Raw genomic sequence first — 25,154 nt, 5'->3', positions numbered from 1 at the left:
TGAGGTCTCACGACTCGTCGGGCAGTGCGGTGAACTCGGCGACGAAGAGTCGCCTGCCGTTGGCGAGCGACCGGGAGACCACCGTCAGCTCACGCATCGCCTCCTGGCCGTCGGCGAGCACGACGGGCACCGTGATCGCCTTGCCGAGCAACGGGTCGCGACCGTTGATGACGTGCAGCGTGGTGCCGGCGATGTGGGCCTGCCGGTAGCGCGACGGGACGATGCAGGTGACCGGGCGACCGACCAGGTCGCCCTCCTGGTCGTAGCCGAGCGTCGCGAGCGCCGTGCGGCTGACCGCGACGATCAGGCTGGCCTCGTTGGTGGCGAGCAGGGCCTGCGGTGAGTCGGACACCTCGCAGGAGTCCCAGCCCTCGACCCGGATCTGCGAGGCACCAGGGACGGAGACCTGCTGCGGCTCCGGGGAGCTCCAGGCCTGTGGTGCCCGGCCGGTCCCGGACTGCTGGACCACCTCGCGGCACAACCAGTGCGACATCGCCCGGACCTCCGGCTGCGTCGGGGGGACGAGGAGCTGGAGGGAGGCGGCGAGCTGCAGGGCGTCACGGACGAGCTCGTCGAGCACCGCGAAGTGCGCGACCGACCTGCCCGGCACGCGCAGGGTCATGCTCGCGATGGAGACGTGGGGCTCGAGCGCGCTGCTCATCACGGCGTCCGGGTCGGCCCCCAGGTCGGGGACCGGCACCTGCTCGTGCAGGAGGTTCATCGCGTCGCTGGCCTGGGCGTGACGCTCGAGGATGGTCGGGTCGTCGTCCAGCTGCACCAGCAGGTACTCGCGCAGCAGCGCGGAGGCGTGCTCCTGCCACGCGGCGTGCATGAGGAGCGGCACGTTGCGCAGCTCGACGAGGGCGACGTCCTCGGCGGCGGGCTCGGGCACCGGGAAGGGTGCACGGGCCCCGGCGAACGGCAGTCCACGAGGGTCCTCCATCTCGACCCAGACGACCTTGCCCCGACCGAGCCGGAAGGTGCTCCAGCGCGTCACGAGGCTCTCGATCAGGTGCAGGCCACGACCGGTGCCCGAGGACGTCGAGTAGTCCCGGCGGACGGGCGGGTGGGCGCTGTCGTCGGCGACCTCGACCCGGAGACCGGATCCGTCGAGGGCGAGCGTGAGGTGGATCTCGCCGCCCGCGTGGACCAGGGCGTTGGTGACCAGCTCGCTGACCACCAGCTCGGCGTCGTCGGTCGCCGTCTCCATGGACGTCTCCCGCAGGAGGGAGCGCACCAGGCGGCGGGCGAGACCGACGCTGGCACCGTCGGGTGGAAGGACTCGTGCGATGCGCGACGTCGCGGCCCCCTCGGGCGCGACCCTGTCTGCATCCGGCTGCTGGAACTCGATCGACAGCATCGCCAGGTCGTCGCGCAGGCGCTCGCCGGTCCAGTAGCGCAGCGCGTCGAGCAGTGAGTCGAGCAGGTGGGGGAAGGGCTGGGAGGCCACCATCGCCCAGAGCGGCTCGGGGTCGATGAAGGCGCCGTCGGGCTGGCGAGCCTCCAGCAGGCCGTCGGTGAACAGGATGAGCCGGTCGCCGGGCACCATGCACCCGTGGGACGCCTTCGGTGACGAGCCCAGGCCGAGCGGCACGGTGGGCGTCGCGTCGAGGACGCGCCAGGCGCTGTCGCGGGCGAGGACCGGCGGCGGGTGCCCGCACAGGACCAGGCTGAACCGCCCGTCGTGGTGGATGTCCATCAGCGCCGCCGTGACGAAGTCCTCCTCGTCGTGGAGGTAGACCTGCACGTGCTTGTCGAGCTGGCGCGCGACCTCGTCGACGGGGATGTCGAGCACCGCGACCGAGCGGAACCCACCCAGCACGATGGTCGCCGTGCGCACGGCTCCGAGTCCCTTTCCTCGGACGTCGCCGATCAGCACCCGCACGCGGTCCGGGAGGGCGACGACCTCGTAGAGGTCGCCGCCGATCTGCGCCTCCTCGACCGCGCTCACGTAGCGCGCGGAGAGCGCGAAGGGCCCCACCCGCGGGGGAGGCGGGGCCAGGATCGCCTGCTGCGCGGCTGCCGCCACCTTCATGACCTCGGTCAGGCGCTGGGACTGACGGGTGAAGCTGTCGGCGTTGCTCAGCGCCGAGGCGATGCGTGCGGCGAGGTCGACCAGCAGCTCGGTGTCCTCGGGGCCGTAGTGACGGCCGGACTCCGCGTAGGCCAGGCTCAGCGCGCCGATCACCTTATCGCCGCTGCGCAGGGGAGCCACAGCTGCGCTGACCAGGCCGAGTCGCTTCAGGAGCGTCGCGTGCTCCTCGTTGACCGCCGCGGCCTCGATGAGCTCCTCGGGGATGAAGGCGTAGAGCTCCGGCTGTCCGGTCCGTACGACGGCCGGCGCGCCGGTCGGTGAGGTCATGTCGACCGGGAACACGTCGCGCATGCCCTGGGCCCAGGCACTGGTGTCGGGATCGCTGTGCCACACGGCGGCCGTCTCGAGCACGCCGTTGCGCAGCAGGTGCAGGGAGCACCAGTCGGCCATCCGCGGGACCAGGAGACGATGCACCTCCTCCAGTGTCTCGTCCCAGTCGAGGCTGTGGGAGAGGGTGCGTGACGCCTCGCTCAGGATCGCGGTGCGCTGCACCTCCGCATCGGTCTGCGCGAGCGACCGGGCGCGGGTCAGGGCGGCCGTCAGCGCGCCTGCGAGGGAGACCAGGAGACCCCGCTCCTCCGCCGTCTCGACGACACCCGGCGGGAACGTCAGCGCCAGCAGGCCGATGGAGGCGTCCCCGTCGACCAGCGGGAGCACGTGGAGGCTGCGCTCCTCCTCGTAGTAGCCGGCAAGGGCCGGGAAGGCGTCGAGGATCGCAGCCCGGTCGGAGTAGTGCTGGGGCAGGCCCGACCTGGCGGCAACGGCCCCGGGAAGGTCGGCGGCGAGCGGGATCTCGGTGTAGGCGTCGGCCTGAGGCCCCCCGCGTCCGAGCCAGGAGACGGACCGCAGCACGTCCTCCTCCACCACGAAGATCATCGCCGACGCGGCTCCGAGCCGCCCGGCAGCCTTCCCGAGGAAGCCGTCCGCGACCTCGGTCTCCGTGCGGGCGCCCGTCAGCTCGACGGCGAGGGCATCGAGCAGGTCCTGGGCGAGCCTGGTGGTGTGCTGCATCCGTCGGCGGTACTGGTCGGCCAGGTAGGCGGCGGCCACCGAGGCCACGCTGGCCACCAGGCAGCTGACGAGCCGGATCACCCAGCCGGTGTCACCGAGGGTGTCGTGCCAGGCGCCCGACACGAAAGCCGCGGTGAGGGATAGCCAAGCCACGGCCGCCGTGCGTCCGGGCCGGCAGCTGATGGAGGCGATCACCCCGGCCGTGGCGTAGGCGGCCGTGAGCTGGACGTCCGCGACGAAGTCGATGACCAGGGCCGTCGCCAGGAACGCGACGGCGAGCGCAGGCGCCACGACGCCTCGGGTCGTCCAGCTGGACAACGAGCTCTCCTGACGTCTGGAACCCCTGGATGGATCCCGGGGATGCTAGTGGATCCGAGGGTGCTCGTGATGGTGCTGTCCCGTGCCGGCCACCCGGCGCGATCTGCTGCGCTTGAGACGGCGTCGTACGAGGACGGCGGTGACCGCCGCCAGACCCAGGATGAGCCAGACGAGGGCGAAGGTCAGGGGGATGTCGGGCATGGGAGGTACAACGCCGCCGCTGCCCCGACGCTACTCGCCCCTGCGGGTGAGGCCGGCGTCGTCGGCGCTGGCGGACGGGGGGACAGCCCTCACAGTCGGAGCGTCAGGGCTCCGAGCCTGTCCATGCGGATCACGTAGCTGCTGCCGGCGACCAGCGGGACGGCGTCGGTGAGGGCCCCGGCCAGCACCAGCGAGCCCGCCGGCAGGGTCCGGCCCTGCTGGCCCAGGTGCGTGGCCAGGTGGACGATCGCGTGGAGCGGGTGGCCGAGGATGGCCGCCCCCGTGGCCGCGTGGACGACCTGGCCGTCCACCTCGAGCTCGCACCGGACGTCGACCAGGGCGTCGAGGTCGTCGAGCCGGACCGACCGACCCGCCACCAGCCCGGCGGCGCTGGTGTTGTCGGCGACCACGTCGGGGAGCCGGAAGCGGTAGTCGTCGTACCTCGAGTCGATGATCTCGGCCGCGACGGTCACCGCCTCGACGGCTCGGGCGGCCTCGGCCAGGGTCAGGTGTCCGGAGATGTCGCGCCCGGTCACGAAGGCGATCTCCGGCTCGATCCGCGGTTGGATCCACCGACCCAGGGACGCGGCGACCGAGTGCTCGTCGACCCGCATGACGTCGGTGAGGAACCCGACGATGGGCTCCGCGACGTTCATCCGCTGCTGCTTGGCCTCACTGGTGAGTCCGAGCTTGGTGCCGATGACGCTCTCGCCGGCGGTCAGGCGCTGCTGCCGGTCCAGGTCCTGTACGCCGTAGCCCCAGGCCGCGTCGAGGGCGGGGTCGGCGTCGGTGAAGGGAGTCACGGCGCGGCGCGATCCGCGCGCGGACCGCAGGGTCGCTTCGGCGTCCTCGGGCCTCATCGGTCGTCCGTGGAGCCGAGCCAGCCGGTGGTGATCCACTCGCCCAGTGCATGCACGGTCTCGGCATCGATCCCGTGCCCGCCGGGTCGCCGCAACGTGGCCATCGTCGCTGCGGACTCGGCCAGGAGATAGTCCCAGGTGCGGTCGAGGAGCTCGCGTGGGATGACGTGGTCGCCGTCGCCCTGCGCCACGAGGATCGGCAGGTCGGCCAGGCGACCCGCGTCGGTCGGGACCCCGGCGTCGAAGGGCAGCGTGCCGTAGAGGATCGCCGCGCCCGCGAAGCGAGCGGGGTCGTCCAGGACCAGGCCGCCGGCGAAGGCCGCGCCACCGCTGAACCCGACGAGCACGACCGGCCGTCCTGCGGGGGCGACGTCGTCGAGCCAGGTTCTGAACCACGCCATCGTGCTCTCGAGCGACGCGGCGACCGGCCGGCCGATGCCACGGTTGGCGAACCAGGCGTAGCCACCGCCCTCGGCGATCGGAGCACGCACGGCGGCGTAGGCCGGGCCGACGGGCAGGTGCTGGGCGAGCCCGAGGATCTCGTGCTCCGCCGAGCCGCGGCCGTGCAGCAGGACCACCAGGGGCGCGGCCGGGTCCGTGGAGCCGTACGTCGCGACGACGGGCGCCGGGTAGGTCGCGGTCGTCACGACGCCTCCATCGGGACCAGCTCGGCAGCCGTGCGGACGCCGGCCCACCGGCGTACCTCGCCGGCCAGGTCGAGTCGCTCGACGGGAGCGGCGTCGGCGTAGTCGCCCCAGCTCGCCTGGGGGAGCATCCACATCACCTCGAACTCGTTGCCGTCGGGGTCGTGGGCGTAGACGCTCTTGGTCGCGCCGTGGCTGGACTCGCCGGTCAGGGCGTCGAGGTCGGCGAGGGTGAGGCGGGCCTGCTCGAGCTCCTCGATCGTGTCGACCTGCCACGCCAGGTGGTAGAGGCCGAGCGAACCACGCGGGCGCGGGGCCTGGGCGCCGACGCCGAAGAGGCCGAGGTCGTGGTGGTTGCCCGAGCGGGGCAGGCGCAGGAAGGCGGCGTCGGCGCGGGGCTCGCGCGCCACGACCACCATGTCGAAGGCCTGCTGGTAGAAGGTGATGCTGCGCTCGAGGTCGGAGACGAAGAGCACGGCGTGGTTGAGGCGGACGGCGTTGACGGTCATGGGGGACCTCTCCCTGAGGATAGTTGTTGCTTCAATCAACAGCCTAACCGACATAGTTGTTCCGTCAACTTATGACCTAGGGTGGACGCATGGAGCCGCGATGGTTGAGCCAGGACGAGCGCGAGGCCTGGCTGCGGCTGGTGGCGGTCGTCGAGCTCCTCCCCGGGGTGCTGGACTCCCAGCTGCGCGCGGAATCGGGGCTCACGCACTTCGAGTACTACGTCCTCGCGATGCTCTCCGAGGTGCCCGACCGCGTCCTGCGCATGACGGTGCTCGCGCAGCGCACCAACGCCACGCTGCCGCGGTTGTCGCACGTCGTACGACGGCTCGAGGATCGCGGTCTGGTGCGGCGCTCACCGTGCCCTGAGGACGGCCGCGCCACCAACGCCACGCTCACGGCCGAGGGGGTGGCAGCGGTGGAGGAGGCTGCTCCCGGGCACGTCGACAACGTCCGGCGGCGCGTCCTGGACCAGCTGACCCCCACGCAGGTGAAGGCGTTGCGCGACGTCACGGACGCGCTCCTGGTCGGGCTCGATCCCGAGGGTCGGCTCAGCGGTCTCTACGACCCCGACCGGGAGCGCCGGGACGATGGTTGAGGTGTCCGCGACACTGGACCGGTGAGCCCGACGATCCCCAGCGTCACCGCGGTCCGCCTGACCGGTGCCGCGCACCGCCACGACCTGCCCCTGCTCGTGCTGGGTCCGTCTCTGGGCACCACGGCGGTGACGCTGTGGTCGGCCTGCGCGGCCGGGCTGACCGACCGTTTCGACGTGCTGGCGTGGGACCTCCCCGGCCACGGGCACAACCGGGGCGTGCGTGACGAGGGCTTCACGATGGCCGAGCTGGCGCAGGGCGTCCTGGTGGTCGTCGACGACGTCCTGGCCCAGCGCGACGAGGTCGGCGGGACCTTCGCCTACGCCGGTGACTCCGTGGGCGGCGCCGTCGGTCTCCAGCTGCTTCTCGACGCCCCGGACCGGGTGGACTCCGCGGTGCTGCTGTGCACGGGCGCGAAGATCGGCGACGCGGCCATGTGGGCCGGTCGGGTGGGGCAGGTCGCCGTGTCCGGCACGCAGGTGATGGTGCCGGGCTCGGCGGAGCGCTGGTTCGCCCCCGGCTTCGTGGACCGCGAGCCGGCGGTGGCATCGCGTCTGCTCGGGGCGTTGCGAGACACGGTCGACGACGGCTACGTCCAGGTGTGTGCGGCCCTGGCCGACTTCGACGTGCGTGACAGGTTGGGGGAGGTCTGCGCGCCGGTGCTCGCCGTCGCAGGTGACCGGGACGCCGTCACGCCTGCCGCCCTGCTCCGGGAGGTCGCCGAGGGCGTGCGCGACGGTCGCCTCGAGGTCCTGCCCGACGTGGGCCACCTCGCCCCGGCGGAAGCACCCTCCGCGGTCGCGGCGCTGATCCGTCAGCACGTGCTGGGCGAGGTGCCCGTCGACCCCGCCGACGACCTGGCGCACGAGGTCCAGGAGGTGGTCGCGGAGCACGCTGCCGGCACGCTCTGGACCCGTCCCGGGCTGGACCGCCGCAGTCGCCTGCTCGTCACCCTGACCACCTTGGCCGCGCAGGGGCGCCACGACGATCTCGCCGTGCACCTGCGCGCCACTCGCGAGGACGGCCTCACGGTCGAGGAGGTCCGCGAGTGCCTGCTCCAGGCGGCCGCCTCCGGCGGCGTCCCTGACGTCAACGCCGTGTTCCGCATCGCCCGGGCCGTGGTGGAGGAGGGGCACGCCTGACCGCCGTGCCCGAGGTGGCGGGGCGACCGCGACGCTCAGTCGAGCGAGCCGATGCCCGTCGGGGTCTCGGGCTGCTGCGCCCAGCGAGGGATGATGAAGACTCCGTGCGCCTCCACGGCCGGGGTGGCGTCGTCACGGTCCTCGCGGATGGTGGCGGTGACGGTGATCTTGCGGTCGGACTCGTCGGTGACCACCGCCTCCATGCGCACCGCGCCGAGCGGCAGCGGCTGCACGTAGCGCAACGTGAGGGTGCCGGTCACCGTCACCCGGGTGTGCGCGGCGCTGGCGGTCTCGCCCATCAGGTGGTCCAGCAGCAGGGCGGACACACCGCCGTGGACGCTGCCCGGCGGGCCCTCGTAGGCGGCTCCGAGGTGCACGGCCGAGCTGACGCTGCCGTCGTCGTCCCACGCCAGCCGCACCGGCGGGGCGAAGGCGTTGCGCAGGCCCACCACGGTGTTGCCCCAGTTCCACGAGCGGCCGTGGGCGTTGTAGTGGATCCCGGCCGGTCCTTCGGGCGCGTCCGAGGCGAGGACGTCGGCGGCCTGCTGCAGCAGCGAGCGAGCCCGGGCGACCTGCCCCGCGTCGACGCCGGTACGGATCGTGAGGTCCAGCAGGCGTCGTACGTCATCGGCGAGGCCGCCGTAGAGCGCCTCCGCGGCGTCCACCTCGTCGTTGGTCAGGTCTTCGAAGGAGAAGGAGGACATCGACAGGTCGGCCACCGCACCAGCCTAGTGACCGAGGGCCGGACGTCCGCACCGTTGTCCGGCGGTGAGTGGGTACCGGCGGCCATGGCACTCACCTCCCTCTGGCAGGACCTCAACCCCCGCGATGCCCTGACCAGGACGGAGGTGGGTGGGACCTACGACGTCGTGGTGGTCGGTGCCGGGCTGTCCGGACTGACGACGGCCCTCCTGCTCGCACGGGCCGGCAAGAGCGTCCTGGTCCTGGAGGCGGGGCGCGTCGGGCACGGGACGACGGGACGCAGCACGGCCAAGGTGAGCGTGCTGCAGGGGACCCGCTTCTCCGAGATCGCGCGCAAGCACCCCCTCGGGACGCTTCGTCGCTACGTCTCGGCCAACGAGGCCGCCCAGACCTGGGTGCGCGACTTCTGCCAGGAGCACGGTGTCGACACCCAGGAGCGCAGTGCGGTGACCTACGCCAACGGCGCCTCCGGCCTGCGTGCCGTCCGGCGTGAGCTGGAGCTCGGGATCGAGGCCGGTCTCCCGACGACCTGGCTGGACCGGGCTGACCTCCCGTTCGACAACGCCGGGGCCGTCAGCCTCCCCGGCCAGCTCCAGGTGGACCCCGTGGCGCTGCTCGACGCCCTGGCCCGGCAGCTGCGGACCCAGGGTGGCGAGATCGCCGAGGGGGCGCGGGTCGAGCGGGTGAGCGGCAGCAGCCCGACGACGGTGACCACCGCGGTCGGCACCTGCCAGGGGCGGCACGTCGTGATCGCGACCAACATGCCGATCCTCGACCGTGGCGGCTTCTTCGCCCGGATGAAGGCCCAGCGCTCCTACGGCCTGGCCTTCCGCACCAGCTCGCCGCTCGTCGACGAGATGTACCTCGCGGCCGACGCCCCCTCACGCTCCCTGCGCGACGCCCGGGACGACACCTCCGCGCTCCTGCTCGTCGGCGGCAACGGACACCCGACCGGGCGCGCGAGCTCTCCTCTGGCCCGCCTCGAGGAGCTGCGCGAGTGGACCCGGCGACACTTCCCGGAGGCCGGGGACGAGACCCACGCGTGGTCCGCGCAGGACTACGTGCCCGCTCACTCCCTGCCCTACGCCGGTCCGGTCCTCCCCGGCGCCGACCACCTGCTGGTCTGCGGCGGCTACGCCAAGTGGGGCATGACCAACGGCGTCGCCGCCGCCATGGTCCTGTCCGCGCGGATCCTCGGCGGAGAGTGCGACTGGGCCGACGTCTTCTCCACCGAGCGCCCGGCCGAGCTGCGCGGGCTCCCGACGCTCGCGCTGGCCAACGGCGAGGTGGGGCTGGAGATGACCGCCGGCTGGCTGCGGCCACTGCTGGCGCGTGCGTCCACCCCCGCGGAGGGCGAGGGCCGGGTCGCCTACGACCACCTGGGCGGTCCGGGTGCGGAGTCGACCGTCGACGGCGTCGTACGACGGGTGTCCGGGGTCTGCACGCACCTCGGTGGCGTCGTGCGGTGGAACGACGCCGAGACGAGCTGGGACTGTCCGCTGCACGGCTCGCGCTTCGCGGAGGACGGTGGGGTGCTGGAGGGTCCCGCCACGTGTGGGCTCCGCGCCGTTCGCCGGGAGTGAGCCCCACCCGTCAGGGGTGAAAACCGTTCTGGAGAGCCCATCCGACGGCCTGCGAGCGGCTGCTGACGCCGATCTTGCGGTAGGCCGTGCGGACGTAGGTCTTGACGGTGTTGATGCTGAGGAAGAGGCGCCGCGCGATCTCTTCGTTGGAGATGCCGGTCGCCACCAGGGCGAGGACGTCGGTCTCGCGGGCTGAGAGGACGGCCCGGTCGTCGTCGCGATCGGGGTTGAGGGTGTAGTCGACCGACGCGGAGGTGCCGTCGCCCATCAGGTCACCGAAGGCCGCGACCTGGATGACCTGCCGGATCTCCTCGGTGCTCGCGGACAATGCGATGACCCCGTCGACGCCCATGGCGAGCGCCTGGTCGGCGAGGTCGGGGCGGAGCTCGCGCGCAGCGGCGACCACGGCGGCGTCGGTCTCCTTGACCCACCGCACGAGGTCCTCGCCTGCGCCGTGGTGCAGCTTCATGACGTCGTAGAGGACCACGTCGACGGGGGCGTCAGCGGGCCCCGGTCCCGGCGCCTCCTGCACCTCGACGGTCTCCGCCAGGTCAGCCACCACCGAGACCAGGCCGCGCACGATGACCTCGTCCTCCGAGACGATGGCGAGGCGGAGCTTGTGGTCCACGACCGGAATTCTGGTCACCGCGGACGCGTGGTGCAAGTGCTCTCGACCGTGACCTGCCTCCCCCCGATGGGCGGGAGACCTGGGGGTCCACGCGGCGTAGCGTGCACGTGAGGACAACGAGGTCCCACGAGCGTTGGGAGGACGACACGTGGTCTCCATCTCCTACGAGGACTCGAGCCGACGGGTGCGCATCGAGGGTGCCTGCCGCGGCGAGGACGGAGCGGCGGTGGCCGAGGCGCTGAGGTCGCTCCCCTGCCGGGGCGGGACGCTCAAGGTCGACCTCTCGGCGACCACCGAGCTGGACACCGAGGTGGCCGCCGCGATCGTCGCCCAGCAGCGCGAGGCCGAGCGGCGCGGTCTCAGGGTGAACGTCCTGCGTCGGTGCGGCAGCGAGGTCGATCGGGTCCTCGCCGCTGCCGAGTCGTCGCTGCGTCGGTGACGACGGCTCAGGCCACCAGGCCGTCCCAGCCGTCGGCGAGGTAGTCGATGAACGCGGCGCCGACGCTCTCGTCGCGCAGCACCTCTCGCGGCACGGGCCGCTCGCGCACACGGAAGCCGGGATCGGCCGTGGCCAGCGCGGCGAAGTCGTGGTGCAGGATCGCGCCGGTGCCGACGGTGACGATGTCGGCGCCCTGCTCCAGGCACCAGGTGGCGTCGGCGGCCGACTGCACGAGCCCGGCGACGCCGAGGCGGGTGCCGTGGCGCGGCAGGTCGGTGAAGTGGTCCATCAGCAGTCGCTCGCCGTCCTCGTTCCGCGGGCGCATCCGGACGTCCCACAGCGACAGGTCGAGGTGGTCGAGCAATCCGCTGGCCAGCACCTGCCGGGTCGTCTCGACGCCCTCGTCGACGGTGACGCCGAAGCCCTCCGGCGAGAGCCGCAGCCCGACCTGGAAGTCCGGGCCGGTGGCCGAGCGGATGCCGTCGAGCACCTCCATGGTCGGGCGCAGCCGGTTGGCCAGGCTGCCGCCGTAGCGGTCGGTGCGCTCGTGGCGCGGGTCGAGGAACTGGCCGACGAGGTAGCCGTGGGCGCCGTGCACCTGCGCCCCGTCGAAGCCGGCCTGCTCCGCGCGGACGGCGGCCGCCACGAAGGTCTCGACCATGGCCTCGACGCCAGCGGTGGTGAGCGCGACCGCACCGGTCTTGGGGTCGTCCCAGGGCGCCTGGAGCGGCTGCCCCGTGAGGGCGGAGTCGGCGCGGCGCCCCCCGTGGTGCAGCTGCACGGCGGAGCGCGCGCCGGTCGCGCGCAACGAGTCGGCCAGCCGGGTCAGCCCGGGCAGGTGCACGTCGGAGGCGATGCCGAGCTGGCCCTGCCACGCCTGCCCCGCGGGGTCGACGTACGCAGCACACGTCATGACCAGCCCGAAGCCGCCACGGCCGCGTGCCACGAGCCAGTCGTGCTCGTCGTCGGAGAGCGTGCCGTCGGCGTGGCTCTGGGTGTTGGTGAGCGGCGCGAGGGCGAAGCGGTTGGTCCAGGCGGGGCCGTGAGGCAGGTCGAGGGGGTCAGACAGCGAGGTCACCTCGACGACACTGCCACAAAAGCCTTCACCGCCTGCCGGTGACCTGGGACAGTGGTGGCCGATCCCACGGCCATCGAGGCCGTCGACGAAGGAGAACCACCAGATGGGCTTCATGGACAAGGTGCGCGGCCAGTTCATCGACATCGTCGAGTTCCTCGACGACAGTCGCGACACCCTGGTCTGGCGCTTCCCCCGCCAGGGCAACGAGATCAAGAACGGCGCCCAGCTGGTGGTCCGCGAGGGCCAGACCGCGGTGTTCGTCAACGAGGGCCAGATCGCCGACGTCTTCACGCCCGGCACCTTCGAGCTCACCACCCAGAACCTCCCGATCCTGAGCACCCTCAAGGGCTGGAAGTACGGCTTCAACTCGCCGTTCAAGGCCGAGGTCTACTTCGTCGGGACGCGGCAGTACACCGACATGAAGTGGGGCACGCAGAACCCCTTCACCGTCCGCGACGCGGAGTTCGGCATGGTCCGGCTGCGTGCCTTCGGCACCTACTCGTTGCGGGTGACCGACGCGAGCGTGCTGCTGCGCCAGCTCGTCGGGACCGACCCCGACTTCCGCACCGACGAGGTCTCGGAGTTCCTCCGCCAGACGATCGTGTCCCAGGTGACCTCGGCGCTCGCGACCGCCAACGTCCCGATGCTCGACCTCGCCGCCAACCAGCAGGCGATCTCCCAGCAGCTCGTCGGCTCCCTCAGCGAGAGCCTCGTCGAGTTCGGCATCACGCTGCCCCGCTTCGTCATCGAGAACATCTCGATGCCGCCCGAGGTCGAGGAGGCGCTCGACAAGCGCAGCCAGATGGGCATCCTGGGCAACCTCGACCAGTACACCAAGTTCCAGGCCGCCAACGCCCTCGAGGACGCCGCCAACAACCCCGGCGCCGCCGGTCAGGGCACGGGCATGATCGTCGGCATGGGCCTCGGCCAGGCCGCCGCCGGCGCCATGGCCAGCTCCCAGCAGGCCGCCCCGGCGGGTCCGCCGCCGCTGCCCGGCGCCGCCGCGCAGTGGTACGTCGCGGTCAACGGCGCGCAGGCCGGCCCCTTCGCGCTCTCGGCGCTGCCGGCGCAGGTCGCCGCGGAGAAGCTGAGCCGCGAGACGCTGGTGTGGACCGAGTCGATGTCGGCGTGGAAGCCCGCGGGCGAGGTGCCCGAGCTGGCCTCGCTCTTCGGTGCGACCCCGCCCCCGCTGCCCCCGCAGGCATGACGGCCACCCCGCCGCCGCTCCCGCCCCAGGGCGGGCCCGGCGCTGCCGACGTACCTCCTGCCCCCGACAAGCCGAGGGCGATGTTCGCCTCGTGCCCCACGTGCGGCTCGCAGGTGACCTACGCGCCCGGCACGACCGCGCTCAAGTGCGGCGCGTGCGGGGCGGAGCACGCGATCGAGGCCGGAGACGACGGAGAAGTCGACGAGCACTCCTTCGATGACTGGATGGCCGAGCACGCCCACGTCAAGGTCGCCACGATCGGTGGCCAGGTGCTCAAGTGCCAGGGCTGCGCGGCCGAGATCGAGTCGACCGACCTGGCCGAGACCTGCCAGTTCTGCAGCGGCCACCTGATCGCGCTCACCGCTCCCGCGGGCGTCGTCGCCCCGGAGGCCGTGGTGCCGTTCGGTGTCCCGCGCAAGGGCGCGCAGAAGGCCTTCCAGGAGTGGATCGGCTCGCGCTGGTTCGCCCCCAACGCGCTGAAGAAGGTCGGCTCCACCGAGTCCCTCAAGGGCACCTACGTCCCGCACTGGACCTTCGACGCCAACACCGCGTCGGCCTACCAGGGGGAGCGCGGCGAGCACTACTACGTCACCAAGACCCGCCAGGTCTCCGACGGCAAGGGCGGCACCCGCACCGAGACCTACCAGGAGCGGCACACCCGCTGGCACCCCGCCTCCGGCCACGTCTCCCGCGCCTTCGACGACGTCACCGTCCCCGCCTCCCAGCGCCTGCCCGCCAAGCGCCTCGACGAGATGGGGCCGTGGAAGCTCGAGACCGCGGTGGCCTACCAGCCGGAATACCTCTCCGGCTACTCCGCCCTGCGCTACGACGTCGACCCCCAGGACGGCTCGACCATCGCCCGCAAAGAGATGCGCGACGTCATCGAGGGCGACGTACGCCGCGACATCGGCGGCGACGAGCAGCGCGTGCACCAGGTCAACGTCCAGTACGCCCGGGTGATGTTCAAGCTCGTGCTGCTGCCGCTGTGGCTCGCGACCTACGTCCACGCCGGCAAGCAGTGGCAGGTCATGGTCAACGCCAACACCGGCGAGGTCACCGGCGACCGGCCGTGGTCGGTCATCAAGATCGTGTCCACGGTGCTGGCGGTCCTCGCCGTCATCGCGGCGGTGCTCCTCGTGCTCGCCGTGATCGGTGACGGGAGCTCGTCGCCCTAGGCGTGGCTGTCGGTGGTCGCGAGGGCCGCCAGGCCCGAGTGCGTCGAGACCCGGTGAGGTGGCTGCGGTCTCGACGCCTCGTCGCTCCTCGGGCTCGACCAGCGAGCATGGTCAGTCCACGAGCAGGGTCAGCCCAGCGTCGCCGGGAGCGTCGCGAAGCCGCGCAGGATCCGGGTCTCGCGGCGCTCGGCGCCGGGCTCGAGCCGCAGGTCGGGGTAGCGGTCGAAGAGCCGCCGCAGGCCGACCTCGCCCTCCATGCGAGCGAGGGCGGCGCCGAGGCAGAAGTGGCGGCCGCCCGAGAAGGACACGTGCTCGGCGGCGTTGGCCCGGCTGACGTCAAAGGTGAGCGGGTCCTCGAAGACGTCGGGGTCGAGGTTGGCGCCGGCGAGGAGCGCGGTGACGACAGCCCCTCGCGGCACGGGGACCCCGGCGATCTCGGTGTCGCGCACGACGGTGCGTCCGGTCAGGAGCACCGGCGGGTCGAGGCGCAGCACCTCGTCGACGGCGGTCGACCAGCGCTCGGGCTCGCGGCGCAGCAGCGCCAGCTGCTCGGGGTGGTCGTGCAGCAGGGCGATGCCATTGCCGAGCAGGTTGACCGTGGTCTCGAAGCCCGCTGCGAGCACGAGTCCCGCGGTGGCCTTGAGCTCGGCGTCGGTGAGGGCGAGCCCGTCGTCGTCGCGGGCGGCGACGAGCTTGCTCAGCAGGTCGTCGCCCGGCTCCCGGCGCTTGAGCTCGATGTGGTCGGTGAGCCAGGCCTCGAAGCGCGAGAGGGCGCCCTCCACGTCGCGGAACTGTCGCCAGGTCAGCCCGAGGTCGAGGCTCGGCGCAGCGCCCGTGCCGAACTCGAGCACCTTGCCGCGATCGGCCTCGGGCACCCCGAGGATCTCCGCGATGACGGTGACGGGCAGCAGCGCGCAGTAGGTCGAGACCAGGTCGACGGGGCTGTCGGCGGGGCTGTCGGCCAAGGCGTCCAGCAGGTCGTCGGCGATCTGCTCGGTGCGCTCGCGCAGCCCCTGGACCGCCTTGACGGTGAAGACCCGCGTCACGAGCTTGCGCATGCGGGTGTGGTCGGGCGCCTCGGTGACGAGGAGGGAGGGCGGGGTCAGCGGACCGATCGGTGTGGTCTGCGCCGCCCAGGCGCCCAGCCAGCCCAACGGCCCTGCCCCGCTGCCGATCTCGACGCCGGCCCGCACGTCGGGGCTGCCCAGGATCTCGCGGACCACCGGCAGGTGAGCGGTCACGAACGCGAACTTCGAGCGTTGGAGCGGCCCCTCCGCACGGATCCGCTCGAAGATGTCGAGGGGCACGTCGCTGCTCGTGCTGGTCGCGACGATCAGCTGGGCGTGCAGGTCGCCCTGCCGTGCGGCGCCGCCGATCACGCGCTTGGGCAGCGCGTGGTTGAGCCCCCACCGCAGCAGCGGTCGCAGCCGGTCCGTCGGGCGGGGGAGGGGGCGGTGCGGGGTGCCGATCAGCATGGGAGCTCTCCGCTCAGTCGATACTCAACAGTATCCGATACGTTCGGGTATCGTGCGGGCCGTGTCAACCTCCCGTCCAGACCAAGACCGGCACCAGGACCGGCACCAGGACCGACGCCAGGACCGACGCCGGCGTCCCGCGCGCGACGACGTACGACGGGCCCTGCTCGACGCCGCAGCCCGGGTCTTCGCCCGGCAGGGCATCGAGGGCTCGAGCCTCGACGACGTGGCGAACGCCGCCGGCTTCACCAAGGGGGCGGTCTACTCCAACTTCGGCAGCAAGGAGGGGCTGGTGGCGGCGCTGGCCGAGGACCGCACCTCGGCCTACCTCGACCTCGGCCTCGAGGCGGTCGACGCCCTCGACGACACCCTGGCCGTGCGTGCGCAGGTCCTCGGTGACCGCCTGACCGCCGCCGGCCACGAGCAGCGCGACTGGCACCTGCTCTTCTTCGAGCTCTGGCAGCGCGCGGTGCGCTCCGACGACGTCGACGGCGCCTTCCGCGACAGGCGTGCCGCGCTGCACGCGGCGGTCGCGGCGGCCATGGAGGAGCAGGCCACCCGGGCCGGCGAGACCCTGCCGATGCCCGCCTCCGAGCTCGCGACCTTGCTGATGGCGTTGTCCAACGGCCTGGCGATGGAGCGCATGGTGGCTCCCGAGGACGTCCCCGACGACCTGATGGGCCGCGTCCTGGCCCTCGTCGTCGGAAGCGCTCCGAGAGACGCCTGTCCTGATGCACCATGACGACCTGACCCCCGCCGACCCTGGAGCAACGATGCCCCCGACCGACCGCGCCACCACGCCGACTCCCGCCGTACGACGGCTCCTCGCCGCGCTCGTCGTGGTCACCCTCTCGGCCGCCGGCCTCGCCTGGGTGCAGGCCTCGGCCGAGGCGCCGCGCCTGCCGTCGGCCACGCCCCAGGCCCGGTGCCAGGGACCCGACGACCGGCTCGAGACCGGACGGCAGGGCCGGGTCCCGCTGAGCGACTACACCAGCGGTCGCTACCGCCGCGGCTACCAGTGCAACACCGTCCAGGTCGCCCAGCAGGGCGGCTCCGGGGGCTTCAAGGTCCTGCGCTACCGCGACAGGACCGGCCGGGTCTGCGCCTTCTACGACTCCACGCTGCTCTTCCCGCGCGACGTCCTCTTCAACGCCACCCAGGGCCTCGGGGTCGTCGTGCTCGACATGACCAACCCCACGAGGCCCCGCAAGACCGCCCAGCTCACGAGCCCGGCGATGCTCAGCCCCCACGAGTCGCTGCTCGTCAACCAGCGCCGCGGGATCCTCGCGGCCGTGCTCGGCAACCCGGCGACCAATGTCGGCGTCGTCGACCTCTACGACGTCCGCACCGACTGCCGCAAGCCTCGCCTGCTGTCGTCGTCGCGCAAGGCCGCGTTCGGCCACGAGAGCGGCTTCTCCCCGGACGGTCGCACCTTCTGGGTCGCCGGCGCTGCCGGACAGAACCTCACGGCCGTGGACATCACCAAGCCCCGCGAGCCCCGCACGATCTTCGAGCAGTCGCAGGTCAACTACCACGGCCTGCGCTTCTCCCAGGACGGCCGGACCATGTACGTCGCCAACCTCGGCACCCAGCAGGGACCGGTCGAGACCGTGGGGCTGCGCGTGCTCGACGTCAGCGCCATCCAGGACCGTCGCCGCGACCCGAAGGTCCGTGTCGTCTCCGACCTCACCTGGGGCTCCATCTCGCTGCCGCAGGTCGCCGAGCCGTTCACGCGCAACGGCCGGCCCTACCTCCTCGAGGTCGACGAGTACCAGAACTTCTCCGGCGACCAGGCCGTCGGTGCCGCGCGGATCATCGACATCGCCGACCCGCGTCGCCCCACGGTCGTCTCCGACCTGCGGCTCGCCGTCCACCAGCCGGCCAACCGTCAGAGCCAGCTCCTCGACCCCGGCGCGGCCATCCCGGTGCAGGGCTACGCCGGGCACTACTGCTCGGTGCCCTACCCCACCGACCCCAAGATCGTCGCCTGCTCGATGATCGCCTCCGGCCTGCGGCTCTTCGACATCAGCAACCTCGAGAAGCCGCGCGAGATCGGTTACTTCAACCGCCCGATCCTGCTCGGCAGCAAGACGCTCAACCCGACCGCGCTCGGCGCCTTCGCCATGTCCCAGCCGGCGTGGGACGTGGAGCGTCGCCAGGTCTGGTACTCCGACGGCAACTCCGGCTTCTACGTCGTCGGCCTCCGCGGCGGGATCGGTCGCCTGCTGCGGCGCTGAGGCACTGACTGCCAGGTGCCCCCGAGGGGTACCTGTCCCGGTGAGCACAGACACCGCGATGGATGCCGAGTTCGACACGATGGCCCACTGGGTGGCCGATGCCGTCGCCGAGCTCGGCGAGGACCACGCCCTCCCGGCGGCCTGCCGGGGCAGCGGCAGCCCTGCGGGCCTGGAGTGGCTCGCCCGCACCATGGGCGTACGACGGCACGCGACGCTGCTGGACGTCGGCGCGGGCACCGGTGGTCCGGCGGAGGTCGTGGCTCGGCGCCTCGGCGCGACCCCGATGCTCGCCGAGCCGATGCCGGACGCCTGCGCCGCTGCGCAGCGGATGTTCGGTCGGCCGGTGTCGGTCGCGGACGGGGCGTCGCTGCCCTTCGCCGACGCGTCGTTCGACCACGCCTGGTCGATCGGGGTGCTCTGCACCGTGTCGGACAAGGCGACCCACGTGCGTGAGCTCGCGCGCGTCGTGCCGGTCGGGTCCACGGTGGGCCTGCTGGTCTTCGTCGCCGAGGTCGACGAGCTGCCTGAGGAGCCGGAGGGCAACTACTTCGTGGGGCTGCCCGAGATCGAGACGCTGCTGGCCGATGCCGGTCTCGCGGTGGAGCGCCGGGCACGTCTCGACGACTTCGACACGCCCCAGGACTGGGAGGACCGTGCGGCCCGGGTCGAGGAGGTCGTCGAGCGCGAGCACGGTGACGAGGAGGCCTGGCAGGTCGCCGACCGCCAGCACCGGCAGATGGCTGCACTGATCGGTGACGGCTTCGTGGAGGGCCACCTGCTCGTCTGCCGACGCGTGCAGGAGGTGCGCTCGATCGAGATCGACGGCCTCGCCATCGCCTACGACGCGCGGGTGCTCGAGCCGCGACCCTGGACCGCGATGCAGGGGCAGTGGGCGGGCGAGCTCCTGGCAGACGCAGACGCACCGTCGGGCGTGATCCTGGAGCTGTGCACCGGTGCCGGCCACATCGGCCTGGTCGCTGCGGTGGCCTCGGGCCGCGAGCTGGTCGCGGTGGACCTCGACCCCGTCGCCTGCACCTTCGCCCGCCGCAACGCCGCGGCCGCCGGGGTCGGTGATCGGACCGATGTGCGCGAAGGTGCGATGGGTGCGGTGCTGCGCGACGAGGAGACCTTCGCGATCGTGGTCGCCGACCCACCGTGGGTCACCAGCGCCGAGGTGGGCCGCTTCCCGGAGGACCCGTTGCTCGCGATCGACGGCGGGGACGACGGGCTCGAGGTGGCCATGGAGTGCATGGCCGTGGCGGGGCGGCACCTGGCCCCGGGTGGCAGCCTCCTGCTCCAGCTCGGCACCGAGGCCCAGATGGACGAGGTCGTCTCGCGTGCGGGTGACGGCTGGCACGACGCCGGGCGTCGCACCGGTGCGCGCGGGGTCGTCCTGCGGCTGGTGCGCGACTGACCGGGCGGCGTCAGCCGCGCAGCAGCTTGTGCGTGCCGTCGCACCAGGGCGCCAAGGCGCTGCGGCCGCACCGGCACACGGCAGACACCGGCCGGGTGGTGCGGTGACGCACGCCGTCCTCGTCCTGCACGACGGCCTTGCCGCGCAGCAGCATCGGCCCGTCCGGGCACAGCACGACGTCGGCGTGCTCCTCGGGCTGGCCCGACCGGGCGTCGGTCATGCCGCGTCCCACAGCGTGAGCAGCGCGTCGGCGGTGCGTGCCTCGAGGTCCAGGCACGCCCACGCGCCGAGCAGCACGTCGTCGTAGAGGTCGGGCTCGGCGGTGACCAGGGCGACGCAGATGTCGCGCAGGGCGAGCTGCTCGTGGACCGCGTCGGCCTCGACGTGCTCGTCGTAGTAGCCGGCCATCTCCTCGGGGAAGTCCAGGCGACGCAGGCCCTGGGCCAGCTGGCGCGAGGGCAGGGAGCTGGTGCCCTCGAAGGCGGCGAGGTGGCCGAGGGCGGCGCCCCGCAGCCGTCGTTGGAGGCCGAACATGCTGAGCGCGTTGTTCTGCTCGAGCACCTCCAGGACCGCCTCGTCGACGTACGCCGCATAGCCGGGCAGCAGGCCCGACGCCTCGATGCCGGCCTGGAAGAGCCGGTGGTGGAGCCGTCGGGGGTCGCCGTTGCCGTACTCGTCGAACTGGATCTCCAGCAGGGCCGCCTTGGGGCCGCCGGACAGCCGCGGGATCACCCAGCTCGTCGGGTCGGCCTCCTTGAGGTGGTAGAGCGAGCGCTGCCGCAGGAGCTGCAGGGTCTGCTCGCGGGTGGCCCGACGCTGGACGTGGCGCGCCAGCGAGGGACCGTCGTCGTCGGCCACGACGCGGAGCAGGTCCACGGCGAGGTCGCCGGTGACCACGGGCTCGGGACGTCGGTCGCGCAGCCGGTCCTCGAGGGCGCGCTCGAGCTCGGTGCGCAGGCCGATGGTGGAGGTCTGCCACTCCCACCGTCCGTCGACCCCCGCGAAGCCGCGGTAGTGCAGCTCGTGGAGCACCCACAGGGTCAGCGCGTCGTCCTCCGCCCCGTCTGCGGCGGCGAAGTCACGAGGGCCGTCGTCGGGGGTGCTGATCAGGGCCGCGATCACGGAGGCGCTGCGCGGACCGCGAGGTCGGGGAAGAGGAGTCACGGTCCCATCGTTTCGTGGCCTCCGAGGGTTGCGACACCTCCCCTCGGGTGGGGCTGAGGGGCGTGGTCGCGGGTACCGGACGGGTCAACCCACCCGAGGAGAGACATGTCGACCGACGCCATCGTGCTGCTGAAGAAGGACCACCAGGAGATCCGCAAGGTCTTCACCGCGTTCGAGAAGACCGGTGACAAGGCCTACGTGGAGAAGGGCAAGCTCGTCGACCGGATGATCGAGTTGCTCACCGTGCACACCTACCTCGAGAACGAGGTCATGTATCCCCGGGTGCGTGAGCTCCTGCCCGAGCTCGAGGACGACGTCCTGGAGTCCTACGAGGAGCACCACGTCGCCGACCTGCTGGTGATGGAGCTGGTGGGCATGAAGCCCGAGCACGAGCGCTTCGCCCCCAAGACCACCGTGCTGATCGAGAACGTCCGGCACCACATGGAGGAGGAGGAGCAGGAGTGGTTCCCCCAGGTGCGTGAGGGTCTGGGGCGCAAGGCACTTCAGGAGATCGGTGCGGCGATGGAGGAGGCGAGGAAGAAGGCTCCTCGCAAGCCGTCGCAGCCGGGTGCGCTGAAGAAGACGATCGACGCAGTCCTGGCCTGAGGTCGGCGTCCGGCGTCAGCCGTGGCCGGGGTGCTCCGGGTCGTCCTCCGGGTCGGTGGCGGGGCCCTCGGTCGCGGCGCCCCCCTCACCGGTCCAGTCGCTCGACTCGCCGTCGTCCAGGCTGGGGTCGGACCCGGTGTCGGGGAGTGCGGCGGGCGTGGTCTCGTCCGAGGAGGAGGTCATGCCACGAGCCTGGCAGGTCCGTGCCGCGGCCGCACCACCTCCGCGGGGGAGGATCAGGCCCGGCGGCGGTCGCGCGGCCAGCGCACCCGGTGGTGCAGGAGGGCCGCCCGAGCGGCGTTCCTGCCCGGAGCCCCGTGCACCCCGCCGCCCGGATGGGCCGACGCGGAGCCGAGGTAGAGACCGCCCACGCCGGTCTCGGCGCGCCCCAGGCCCGGCACCGGGCGGAGCACGAGCTGCTGGTGCAGCTGCGCCGTCCCGCCCCCCAGCGCACCGCCCACCAGGTTGGCGTCGCGGGCCTCCAGCTCGTGGGGGCCGAGGACCCTTCGCTCGAGCACCCGGTCGCCGAAGCCGGGTGCCAGCTCCTCGAGCTGCTGCTGCATCCGGTCGGCGTAGCGCTCGCACTCGGCCGTGTCCCAACGGCCGGTGATCGTGCCGTCGCCGGCGTCCGTCCGCACCTGCTGGGGCACGTGGCTGTAGGCCCAGAACGACTCGGTGCCGCTGGGCGAGCGGGTCGGGTCGCTGGTCGTCATCTGACCGGAGAGGAGGAAGGGCGCCGCGGGCACCGTCTGCGAGCTGACCTGGTGGAAGGCCAGCGACATCTGCTCGACGGACCCGCCGAGGTGCACCGTGCCCGGGGCGTACGACGGCGCCCGGCCCCAGGGCACCTCGCCCGAGAGTGCCCAGTCCACCTTGACGGTGCCGGGGTCCAGCTGGAAGGACCGCATGCCCCTCGCGACGCGGGTGGGCACGTCGTCAGGGGCGAGCAGGCGACCGAAGAGCGCGGTGGCCGACACGTCGGCGATGACCGCCCGGCGTACGCCGAAGCGCTCGCCGTCCCCGGTCCGCACGGCGACGGCGCGGGAGCCGTCGACCTCGATCCGGGTCACCTCACGGTCGCAAAGGATCTCACCGCCGAGGGAGGTGATGCGCCGGGCGAGCGCCTGGGTCAGCATCCCGGCGCCACCCTCGGGCACGGGGAATCCGACGGTCTGGCCGAGCATGCTCATCAGCACGCCCATGAGCCCGGAGCCGGGTGAGGTGAGGGGGATGTCCGCGTGGCCGGCGTTGCCGGCCAGCAGCACCCGCGGCGCCTCGCCGCCGAAGCGCAGCCGGGCGACGTCCGCGACCGGGGTCAGCATCTCCTGGACGAAGGCCAGGCCGCCCACGGAGCGGAGCCGCCTCAGCGCCCCCAGCCCGGCGCGCACGGGCGGGAACGGCGCGAGCAGGCTCTGGACGACCTGGTCGCCGATCCGGTCCCACTGCTGGCAGAGCGCGAGCCAGGCGTCCCCGTCCCCGGGGTGCTGCAGCTCCATCAGGTGGGCGGTGACCTCGCGGTCGCGGTGCAGCAGCGCCCACTCCCCGTCGGCGAGGGGATGGCCGAGGACCGCCGGGGCGTGGGACCAGCGCAGGCCGTGGCTCTCCAGGTCGAGGGACTGCAGCGCCGGGCTCGCGGCGCCGAGCGGGTAGAACGAGCTGAAGGTGTCGTGGACGAAGTCGGGGTGGACGTCGCGGGCGCTGCGGACCGCGCCCCCGATCTCGGGCTGGGCCTCGAGCACGAGGACGGACCACCCGGCGTCGAGCAGGTGGTTGGCGGCCACGAGGCCGTTGGGACCGCTCCCCACCACGACGGCGTCGTGGTGGGTCACCTGCGCCGCTCGACGATGAGCGCGAGGCGACGCAGGGTCTCGACGTTGCGCCAGGTAAGCGGCGGCTGGCGTAGCAGCGAGGGCACGAGGGCCCCGGGCCCGGACACGGCGTCCTCCTCGATGACGATCTCGGTGCCACCGTCCGCGGTGGGGGTCAGGTGCAGGGCCACCTCGGCCGCGCCCCCGGGCCAGGCACGGGCGCGCAGCTTCAGGAAGGCCGGCTCGCGACGCTCGAGCACCTCGGTCGTGTCGTCGAGGAGCGCGGGCCAGGCGCCGACAGAGTGGTGCAGCCGGGACCCGGGCGCCGGCCAGGCGTCGTCGACGTCGCGCATCCGCGAGGCACCCACCACCCACAGCGGGTACAGCCAGCCATCGGCGAGGACGTCCCAGACCTGCTGAGGGGGGACGCTGACGGTGCGGGAGTTCCTGCTCATCCCACGGAGGTACCCCTCGGGGTCGGCTCGCAAGAGGCGAGCGCCGTCACACCAGGACGGTCACCTGTCCGTCCTCGACCTGCCAGCGCTGGTCGAGGTGCACGTTGTCGAGCAGCCGGCGGTCGTGGGAGACCAGCAGCAGCGCGCCGGTGTAGGCGTCGAGCGCCTGCTCGAGCTGCTCGATCGCGGGCAGGTCGAGGTGGTTGGTGGGCTCGTCGAGCACCAGCACGTTGACGGCGCGGGCCTGCAGCAGCGCCATCGCGGCGCGGGTGCGCTCGCCGGGGGAGAGGCGCCCGACGAGGTTGCCCACCTGGTCGGCCTTCAGGCCGAACTTCGCGAGCAGCGTGCGCAGCTCCGCGGGTGACTGGTCGGGCACGGCGGCCTCGAAGGCGTCCCCGAGGGTGCGGTCCTCGGCGAGCACGCCGCGGGCCTGGTCGATCTCGCCGATCGCCAGCGACGCGCCCTGCGAGGCGCGTCCGGTGGCCGGGGCGAGCTGCCCGAGCAGCAGCCGCAGCAGCGTGGTCTTGCCGGCGCCGTTGGGACCGGTGATACCGATCCGGTCCCCGGCGTTCACCTGGACCGACACCGGCCCGAAGTCGAAGCCACCGCGCGCCAGCGTCACCTGGTCGAGCGTGGCGACGACGGTGCTCGAGCGCGGCGCGGCCGCGATCGCGAAGCGCAGCTCCCACTCCTTGCGCGGCTCCTCGACCTCGTCGAGACGCGCGATCCGCGACTCCATCTGGCGCACCTTCTGGGCCTGCTTCTCCGACGACTCGCTCTGCGCACGCCGGCGGATCTTGTCGTTGTCGGGGCTCTTCTTCATCGCGTTGCGCACGCCCTGCGAGCTCCACTCGCGCTGCGTCCTGGCGCGTGAGACGAGGTCGGCCTTGGTGTCGGCGAACTGCTCGTAGGCCTCGCGGGCATGACGGCGTACGACGGCGCGCTCCTCGAGGAACGCGTCGTAGCCGCCGTCGTAGACCCGCACCTGCTGCTGCGCGAGGTCGAGCTCGACGACCCGGGTGACGCAGCGGGCGAGGAACTCACGGTCGTGCGAGACCAGCACGATCCCGCTGCGCATCCCGGTCACGAGCGACTCCAGCCGCTCCAGCCCGTCGAGGTCGAGGTCGTTGGTCGGCTCGTCGAGCAGCACCACGTCGAAGCGGCTCAGCAGCAGCGCGGCCAGCCCGACGCGGGCGGCCTGCCCGCCGGAGAGCGAGGTCATCAGCGCGTCGGCGCCGACGTCGAGCCGCAGGTCGCCGAGCACGGCAGGGATCCGGTCCGCCAGGTCGGGTGCACCGCTGGCCAGCCAGTGGTCCAGCGCCACGGCGTAGGCGTCGTCGGCGCCGGGTGCCTCCGAGCCGAGCGCTGCCGCGGTCGCCTCCATGGCCGCCTCCGCCTCCGCCGCGCCCGTACGACGGGCCAGGTAGGCGCCGACGGTCTCACCGGGCACCCGCTCGTGCTCCTGCGGGAGCCAGCCGACGAAGGCGTCGGACGGCGCGGTCGAGACCGTCCCGGCCAACGGGACGTCGTGGGAGGCGAGGAGTCGCAGCAGCGTGGTCTTGCCGGCCCCGTTGGCGCCGACCACCCCGACGACGTCGCCCGGGGCGACCGTCAGGTCGAGGCCCTCGAAGAGCGTGCGGTGGGCGTGTCCCCCGGACAGGCCCTTGGCGACCAGGGTGGCACTCACCCGACGATCGTAGGGGGCGTCGTCATCCCCCAGCCCGCCGAGTCGGCGCAGTGTTGCTGCGCGCACGCCGAGTCGGCGCAATGTTGCAGCGGTCCTGGGCCGTCGCTGTGCAACATTGCGCC

General features: G+C 72.7%; 25 protein-coding genes. 10 read left to right on the top strand and 15 right to left on the bottom strand.

All coding sequences use genetic code 11. The features are described from left to right. Window positions 1–7: 7 nt before the first annotated feature. The 5 genes from RMN98_RS00985 to RMN98_RS00965 all read right to left on the bottom strand — a co-directional run bounded on the left by RMN98_RS00985 (window position 8) and on the right by RMN98_RS00965 (window position 5,638). Window positions 8–3,424, bottom strand: coding sequence for a SpoIIE family protein phosphatase (locus RMN98_RS00985; protein WP_309646935.1), 3,417 nt, complete (start codon window positions 3,422–3,424; stop codon window positions 8–10). A 45-nt stretch (window positions 3,425–3,469) separates the two neighbouring features. After that, window positions 3,470–3,625: a hypothetical protein gene (locus tag RMN98_RS00980; protein ID WP_309646934.1), complete on the bottom strand. Its 156-nt coding sequence runs from the start codon at window positions 3,623–3,625 to the stop codon at window positions 3,470–3,472. Window positions 3,626–3,714: 89 nt separating this feature from the next. Continuing rightward, a complete protein-coding gene (locus RMN98_RS00975) occupies window positions 3,715–4,428 on the bottom strand; it encodes a fumarylacetoacetate hydrolase family protein (RefSeq protein WP_309646933.1) in 714 nt (237 codons plus the stop codon). Window positions 4,429–4,481: 53 nt separating this feature from the next. Next, a complete protein-coding gene (locus RMN98_RS00970) occupies window positions 4,482–5,132 on the bottom strand; it encodes a serine esterase (protein ID WP_309646932.1) in 651 nt (216 codons plus the stop codon). Beyond that, complete coding sequence (locus RMN98_RS00965; protein WP_309646931.1) at window positions 5,129–5,638, bottom strand: VOC family protein; 510 nt, start codon at window positions 5,636–5,638, stop codon at window positions 5,129–5,131. Before RMN98_RS00965 ends, RMN98_RS00970 begins: the two co-directional genes overlap by 4 nt. 89 nt (window positions 5,639–5,727) lie before the next feature. Between RMN98_RS00965 and RMN98_RS00960 the strand changes: the two genes are divergently transcribed. Continuing rightward, window positions 5,728–6,234, top strand: a complete 507-nt coding sequence (locus RMN98_RS00960) for a MarR family transcriptional regulator (protein ID WP_309646930.1) — start codon at window positions 5,728–5,730, stop codon at window positions 6,232–6,234. A gap of 21 nt (window positions 6,235–6,255) precedes the next feature. Further along, window positions 6,256–7,374, top strand: a complete 1,119-nt coding sequence (locus tag RMN98_RS00955; RefSeq protein WP_309646929.1) for an alpha/beta fold hydrolase — start codon at window positions 6,256–6,258, stop codon at window positions 7,372–7,374. Window positions 7,375–7,409: 35 nt separating this feature from the next. Here the strand turns inward: RMN98_RS00955 and RMN98_RS00950 are convergent, their stop codons facing one another. Then, window positions 7,410–8,093 (bottom strand): PaaI family thioesterase, encoded by a 684-nt coding sequence (locus RMN98_RS00950; RefSeq protein ID WP_309646928.1) that lies wholly within the window; start codon window positions 8,091–8,093, stop codon window positions 7,410–7,412. 69 nt (window positions 8,094–8,162) lie between these two features. Here RMN98_RS00950 and RMN98_RS00945 point away from each other — a divergent pair, with 69 nt between their 5' ends. Beyond that, the gene (locus RMN98_RS00945; protein ID WP_309646927.1) at window positions 8,163–9,659 is read left to right on the top strand and encodes an FAD-dependent oxidoreductase; all 1,497 of its coding nucleotides are present in this window, start codon (window positions 8,163–8,165) and stop codon (window positions 9,657–9,659) included. Between the two features lie 10 nt (window positions 9,660–9,669). On the opposite strand, the gene RMN98_RS00940 is transcribed toward RMN98_RS00945, so the two are convergent. Then, on the bottom strand, window positions 9,670–10,287 hold the full coding sequence (locus RMN98_RS00940; RefSeq protein ID WP_309646926.1) for a response regulator transcription factor: 618 nt from the start codon (window positions 10,285–10,287) through the stop codon (window positions 9,670–9,672). A 148-nt stretch (window positions 10,288–10,435) separates the two neighbouring features. Between RMN98_RS00940 and RMN98_RS00935 the strand changes: the two genes are divergently transcribed. After that, window positions 10,436–10,726: a hypothetical protein gene (locus RMN98_RS00935; RefSeq protein ID WP_309646925.1), complete on the top strand. Its 291-nt coding sequence runs from the start codon at window positions 10,436–10,438 to the stop codon at window positions 10,724–10,726. 7 nt (window positions 10,727–10,733) lie between these two features. Here the strand turns inward: RMN98_RS00935 and RMN98_RS00930 are convergent, their stop codons facing one another. After that, window positions 10,734–11,804 carry an NADH:flavin oxidoreductase gene (locus tag RMN98_RS00930; RefSeq protein ID WP_309646924.1) on the bottom strand — a complete coding sequence of 357 codons (1,071 nt, stop codon included), beginning with the start codon at window positions 11,802–11,804 and terminating at the stop codon, window positions 10,734–10,736. Window positions 11,805–11,907: 103 nt separating this feature from the next. On the opposite strand from RMN98_RS00930, the gene RMN98_RS00925 reads away from it, so the two are divergent. Then, window positions 11,908–13,011 carry an SPFH domain-containing protein gene (locus tag RMN98_RS00925; protein WP_309646923.1) on the top strand — a complete coding sequence of 368 codons (1,104 nt, stop codon included), beginning with the start codon at window positions 11,908–11,910 and terminating at the stop codon, window positions 13,009–13,011. Next, complete coding sequence (locus tag RMN98_RS00920; protein ID WP_309646922.1) at window positions 13,008–14,186, top strand: hypothetical protein; 1,179 nt, start codon at window positions 13,008–13,010, stop codon at window positions 14,184–14,186. The genes RMN98_RS00925 and RMN98_RS00920 overlap by 4 nt, the downstream gene beginning before the upstream one ends. A 128-nt stretch (window positions 14,187–14,314) precedes the next feature. Here RMN98_RS00920 and RMN98_RS00915 read toward each other — a convergent pair whose 3' ends face one another. Then, window positions 14,315–15,661, bottom strand: a complete 1,347-nt coding sequence (locus tag RMN98_RS00915) for a cytochrome P450 (protein ID WP_309646921.1) — start codon at window positions 15,659–15,661, stop codon at window positions 14,315–14,317. Between the two features lie 61 nt (window positions 15,662–15,722). Here RMN98_RS00915 and RMN98_RS00910 point away from each other — a divergent pair, with 61 nt between their 5' ends. From RMN98_RS00910 to RMN98_RS00900, 3 genes are read left to right on the top strand one after another with little or no spacing between them, the layout of a single operon-like run. Then, a complete protein-coding gene (locus RMN98_RS00910) occupies window positions 15,723–16,403 on the top strand; it encodes a helix-turn-helix domain-containing protein (RefSeq protein WP_309646920.1) in 681 nt (226 codons plus the stop codon). Window positions 16,404–16,434: 31 nt separating this feature from the next. After that, complete coding sequence (locus RMN98_RS00905; protein ID WP_309646919.1) at window positions 16,435–17,898, top strand: hypothetical protein; 1,464 nt, start codon at window positions 16,435–16,437, stop codon at window positions 17,896–17,898. Window positions 17,899–17,938: 40 nt separating this feature from the next. Continuing rightward, window positions 17,939–19,312 (top strand): methyltransferase domain-containing protein, encoded by a 1,374-nt coding sequence (locus RMN98_RS00900; protein ID WP_309646918.1) that lies wholly within the window; start codon window positions 17,939–17,941, stop codon window positions 19,310–19,312. Between the two features lie 10 nt (window positions 19,313–19,322). On the opposite strand, the gene RMN98_RS00895 is transcribed toward RMN98_RS00900, so the two are convergent. Then, window positions 19,323–19,532: a CDGSH iron-sulfur domain-containing protein gene (locus RMN98_RS00895; RefSeq protein WP_309646917.1), complete on the bottom strand. Its 210-nt coding sequence runs from the start codon at window positions 19,530–19,532 to the stop codon at window positions 19,323–19,325. Then, window positions 19,529–20,476 carry an iron-containing redox enzyme family protein gene (locus RMN98_RS00890; protein WP_309646916.1) on the bottom strand — a complete coding sequence of 316 codons (948 nt, stop codon included), beginning with the start codon at window positions 20,474–20,476 and terminating at the stop codon, window positions 19,529–19,531. The genes RMN98_RS00895 and RMN98_RS00890 overlap by 4 nt, the downstream gene beginning before the upstream one ends. Window positions 20,477–20,581: 105 nt before the next feature. Between RMN98_RS00890 and RMN98_RS00885 the strand changes: the two genes are divergently transcribed. Continuing rightward, complete coding sequence (locus tag RMN98_RS00885) at window positions 20,582–21,082, top strand: hemerythrin domain-containing protein (protein WP_309646915.1); 501 nt, start codon at window positions 20,582–20,584, stop codon at window positions 21,080–21,082. A gap of 15 nt (window positions 21,083–21,097) precedes the next feature. On the opposite strand, the gene RMN98_RS00880 is transcribed toward RMN98_RS00885, so the two are convergent. From RMN98_RS00880 to RMN98_RS00865, 4 genes are read right to left on the bottom strand one after another with little or no spacing between them, the layout of a single operon-like run. Continuing rightward, window positions 21,098–21,265 carry a hypothetical protein gene (locus RMN98_RS00880; RefSeq protein ID WP_309646914.1) on the bottom strand — a complete coding sequence of 56 codons (168 nt, stop codon included), beginning with the start codon at window positions 21,263–21,265 and terminating at the stop codon, window positions 21,098–21,100. A gap of 53 nt (window positions 21,266–21,318) precedes the next feature. Continuing rightward, the gene (locus tag RMN98_RS00875; RefSeq protein ID WP_309646913.1) at window positions 21,319–22,911 is read right to left on the bottom strand and encodes an NAD(P)/FAD-dependent oxidoreductase; all 1,593 of its coding nucleotides are present in this window, start codon (window positions 22,909–22,911) and stop codon (window positions 21,319–21,321) included. After that, complete coding sequence (locus RMN98_RS00870; protein ID WP_309646912.1) at window positions 22,908–23,345, bottom strand: SRPBCC family protein; 438 nt, start codon at window positions 23,343–23,345, stop codon at window positions 22,908–22,910. Before RMN98_RS00870 ends, RMN98_RS00875 begins: the two co-directional genes overlap by 4 nt. Window positions 23,346–23,391: 46 nt before the next feature. Continuing rightward, a complete protein-coding gene (locus tag RMN98_RS00865; RefSeq protein ID WP_309646911.1) occupies window positions 23,392–25,032 on the bottom strand; it encodes an ABC-F family ATP-binding cassette domain-containing protein in 1,641 nt (546 codons plus the stop codon). Window positions 25,033–25,154: the final 122 nt, after the last annotated feature.

The organism is Nocardioides sp. (assembly GCF_031397825.1).
Lineage (GTDB): Bacteria > Actinomycetota > Actinomycetes > Propionibacteriales > Nocardioidaceae > Nocardioides.
The sequence above is the reverse complement of the archived record's forward strand: the minus strand, read 5'-3'. Positions and strand labels throughout refer to the sequence as shown.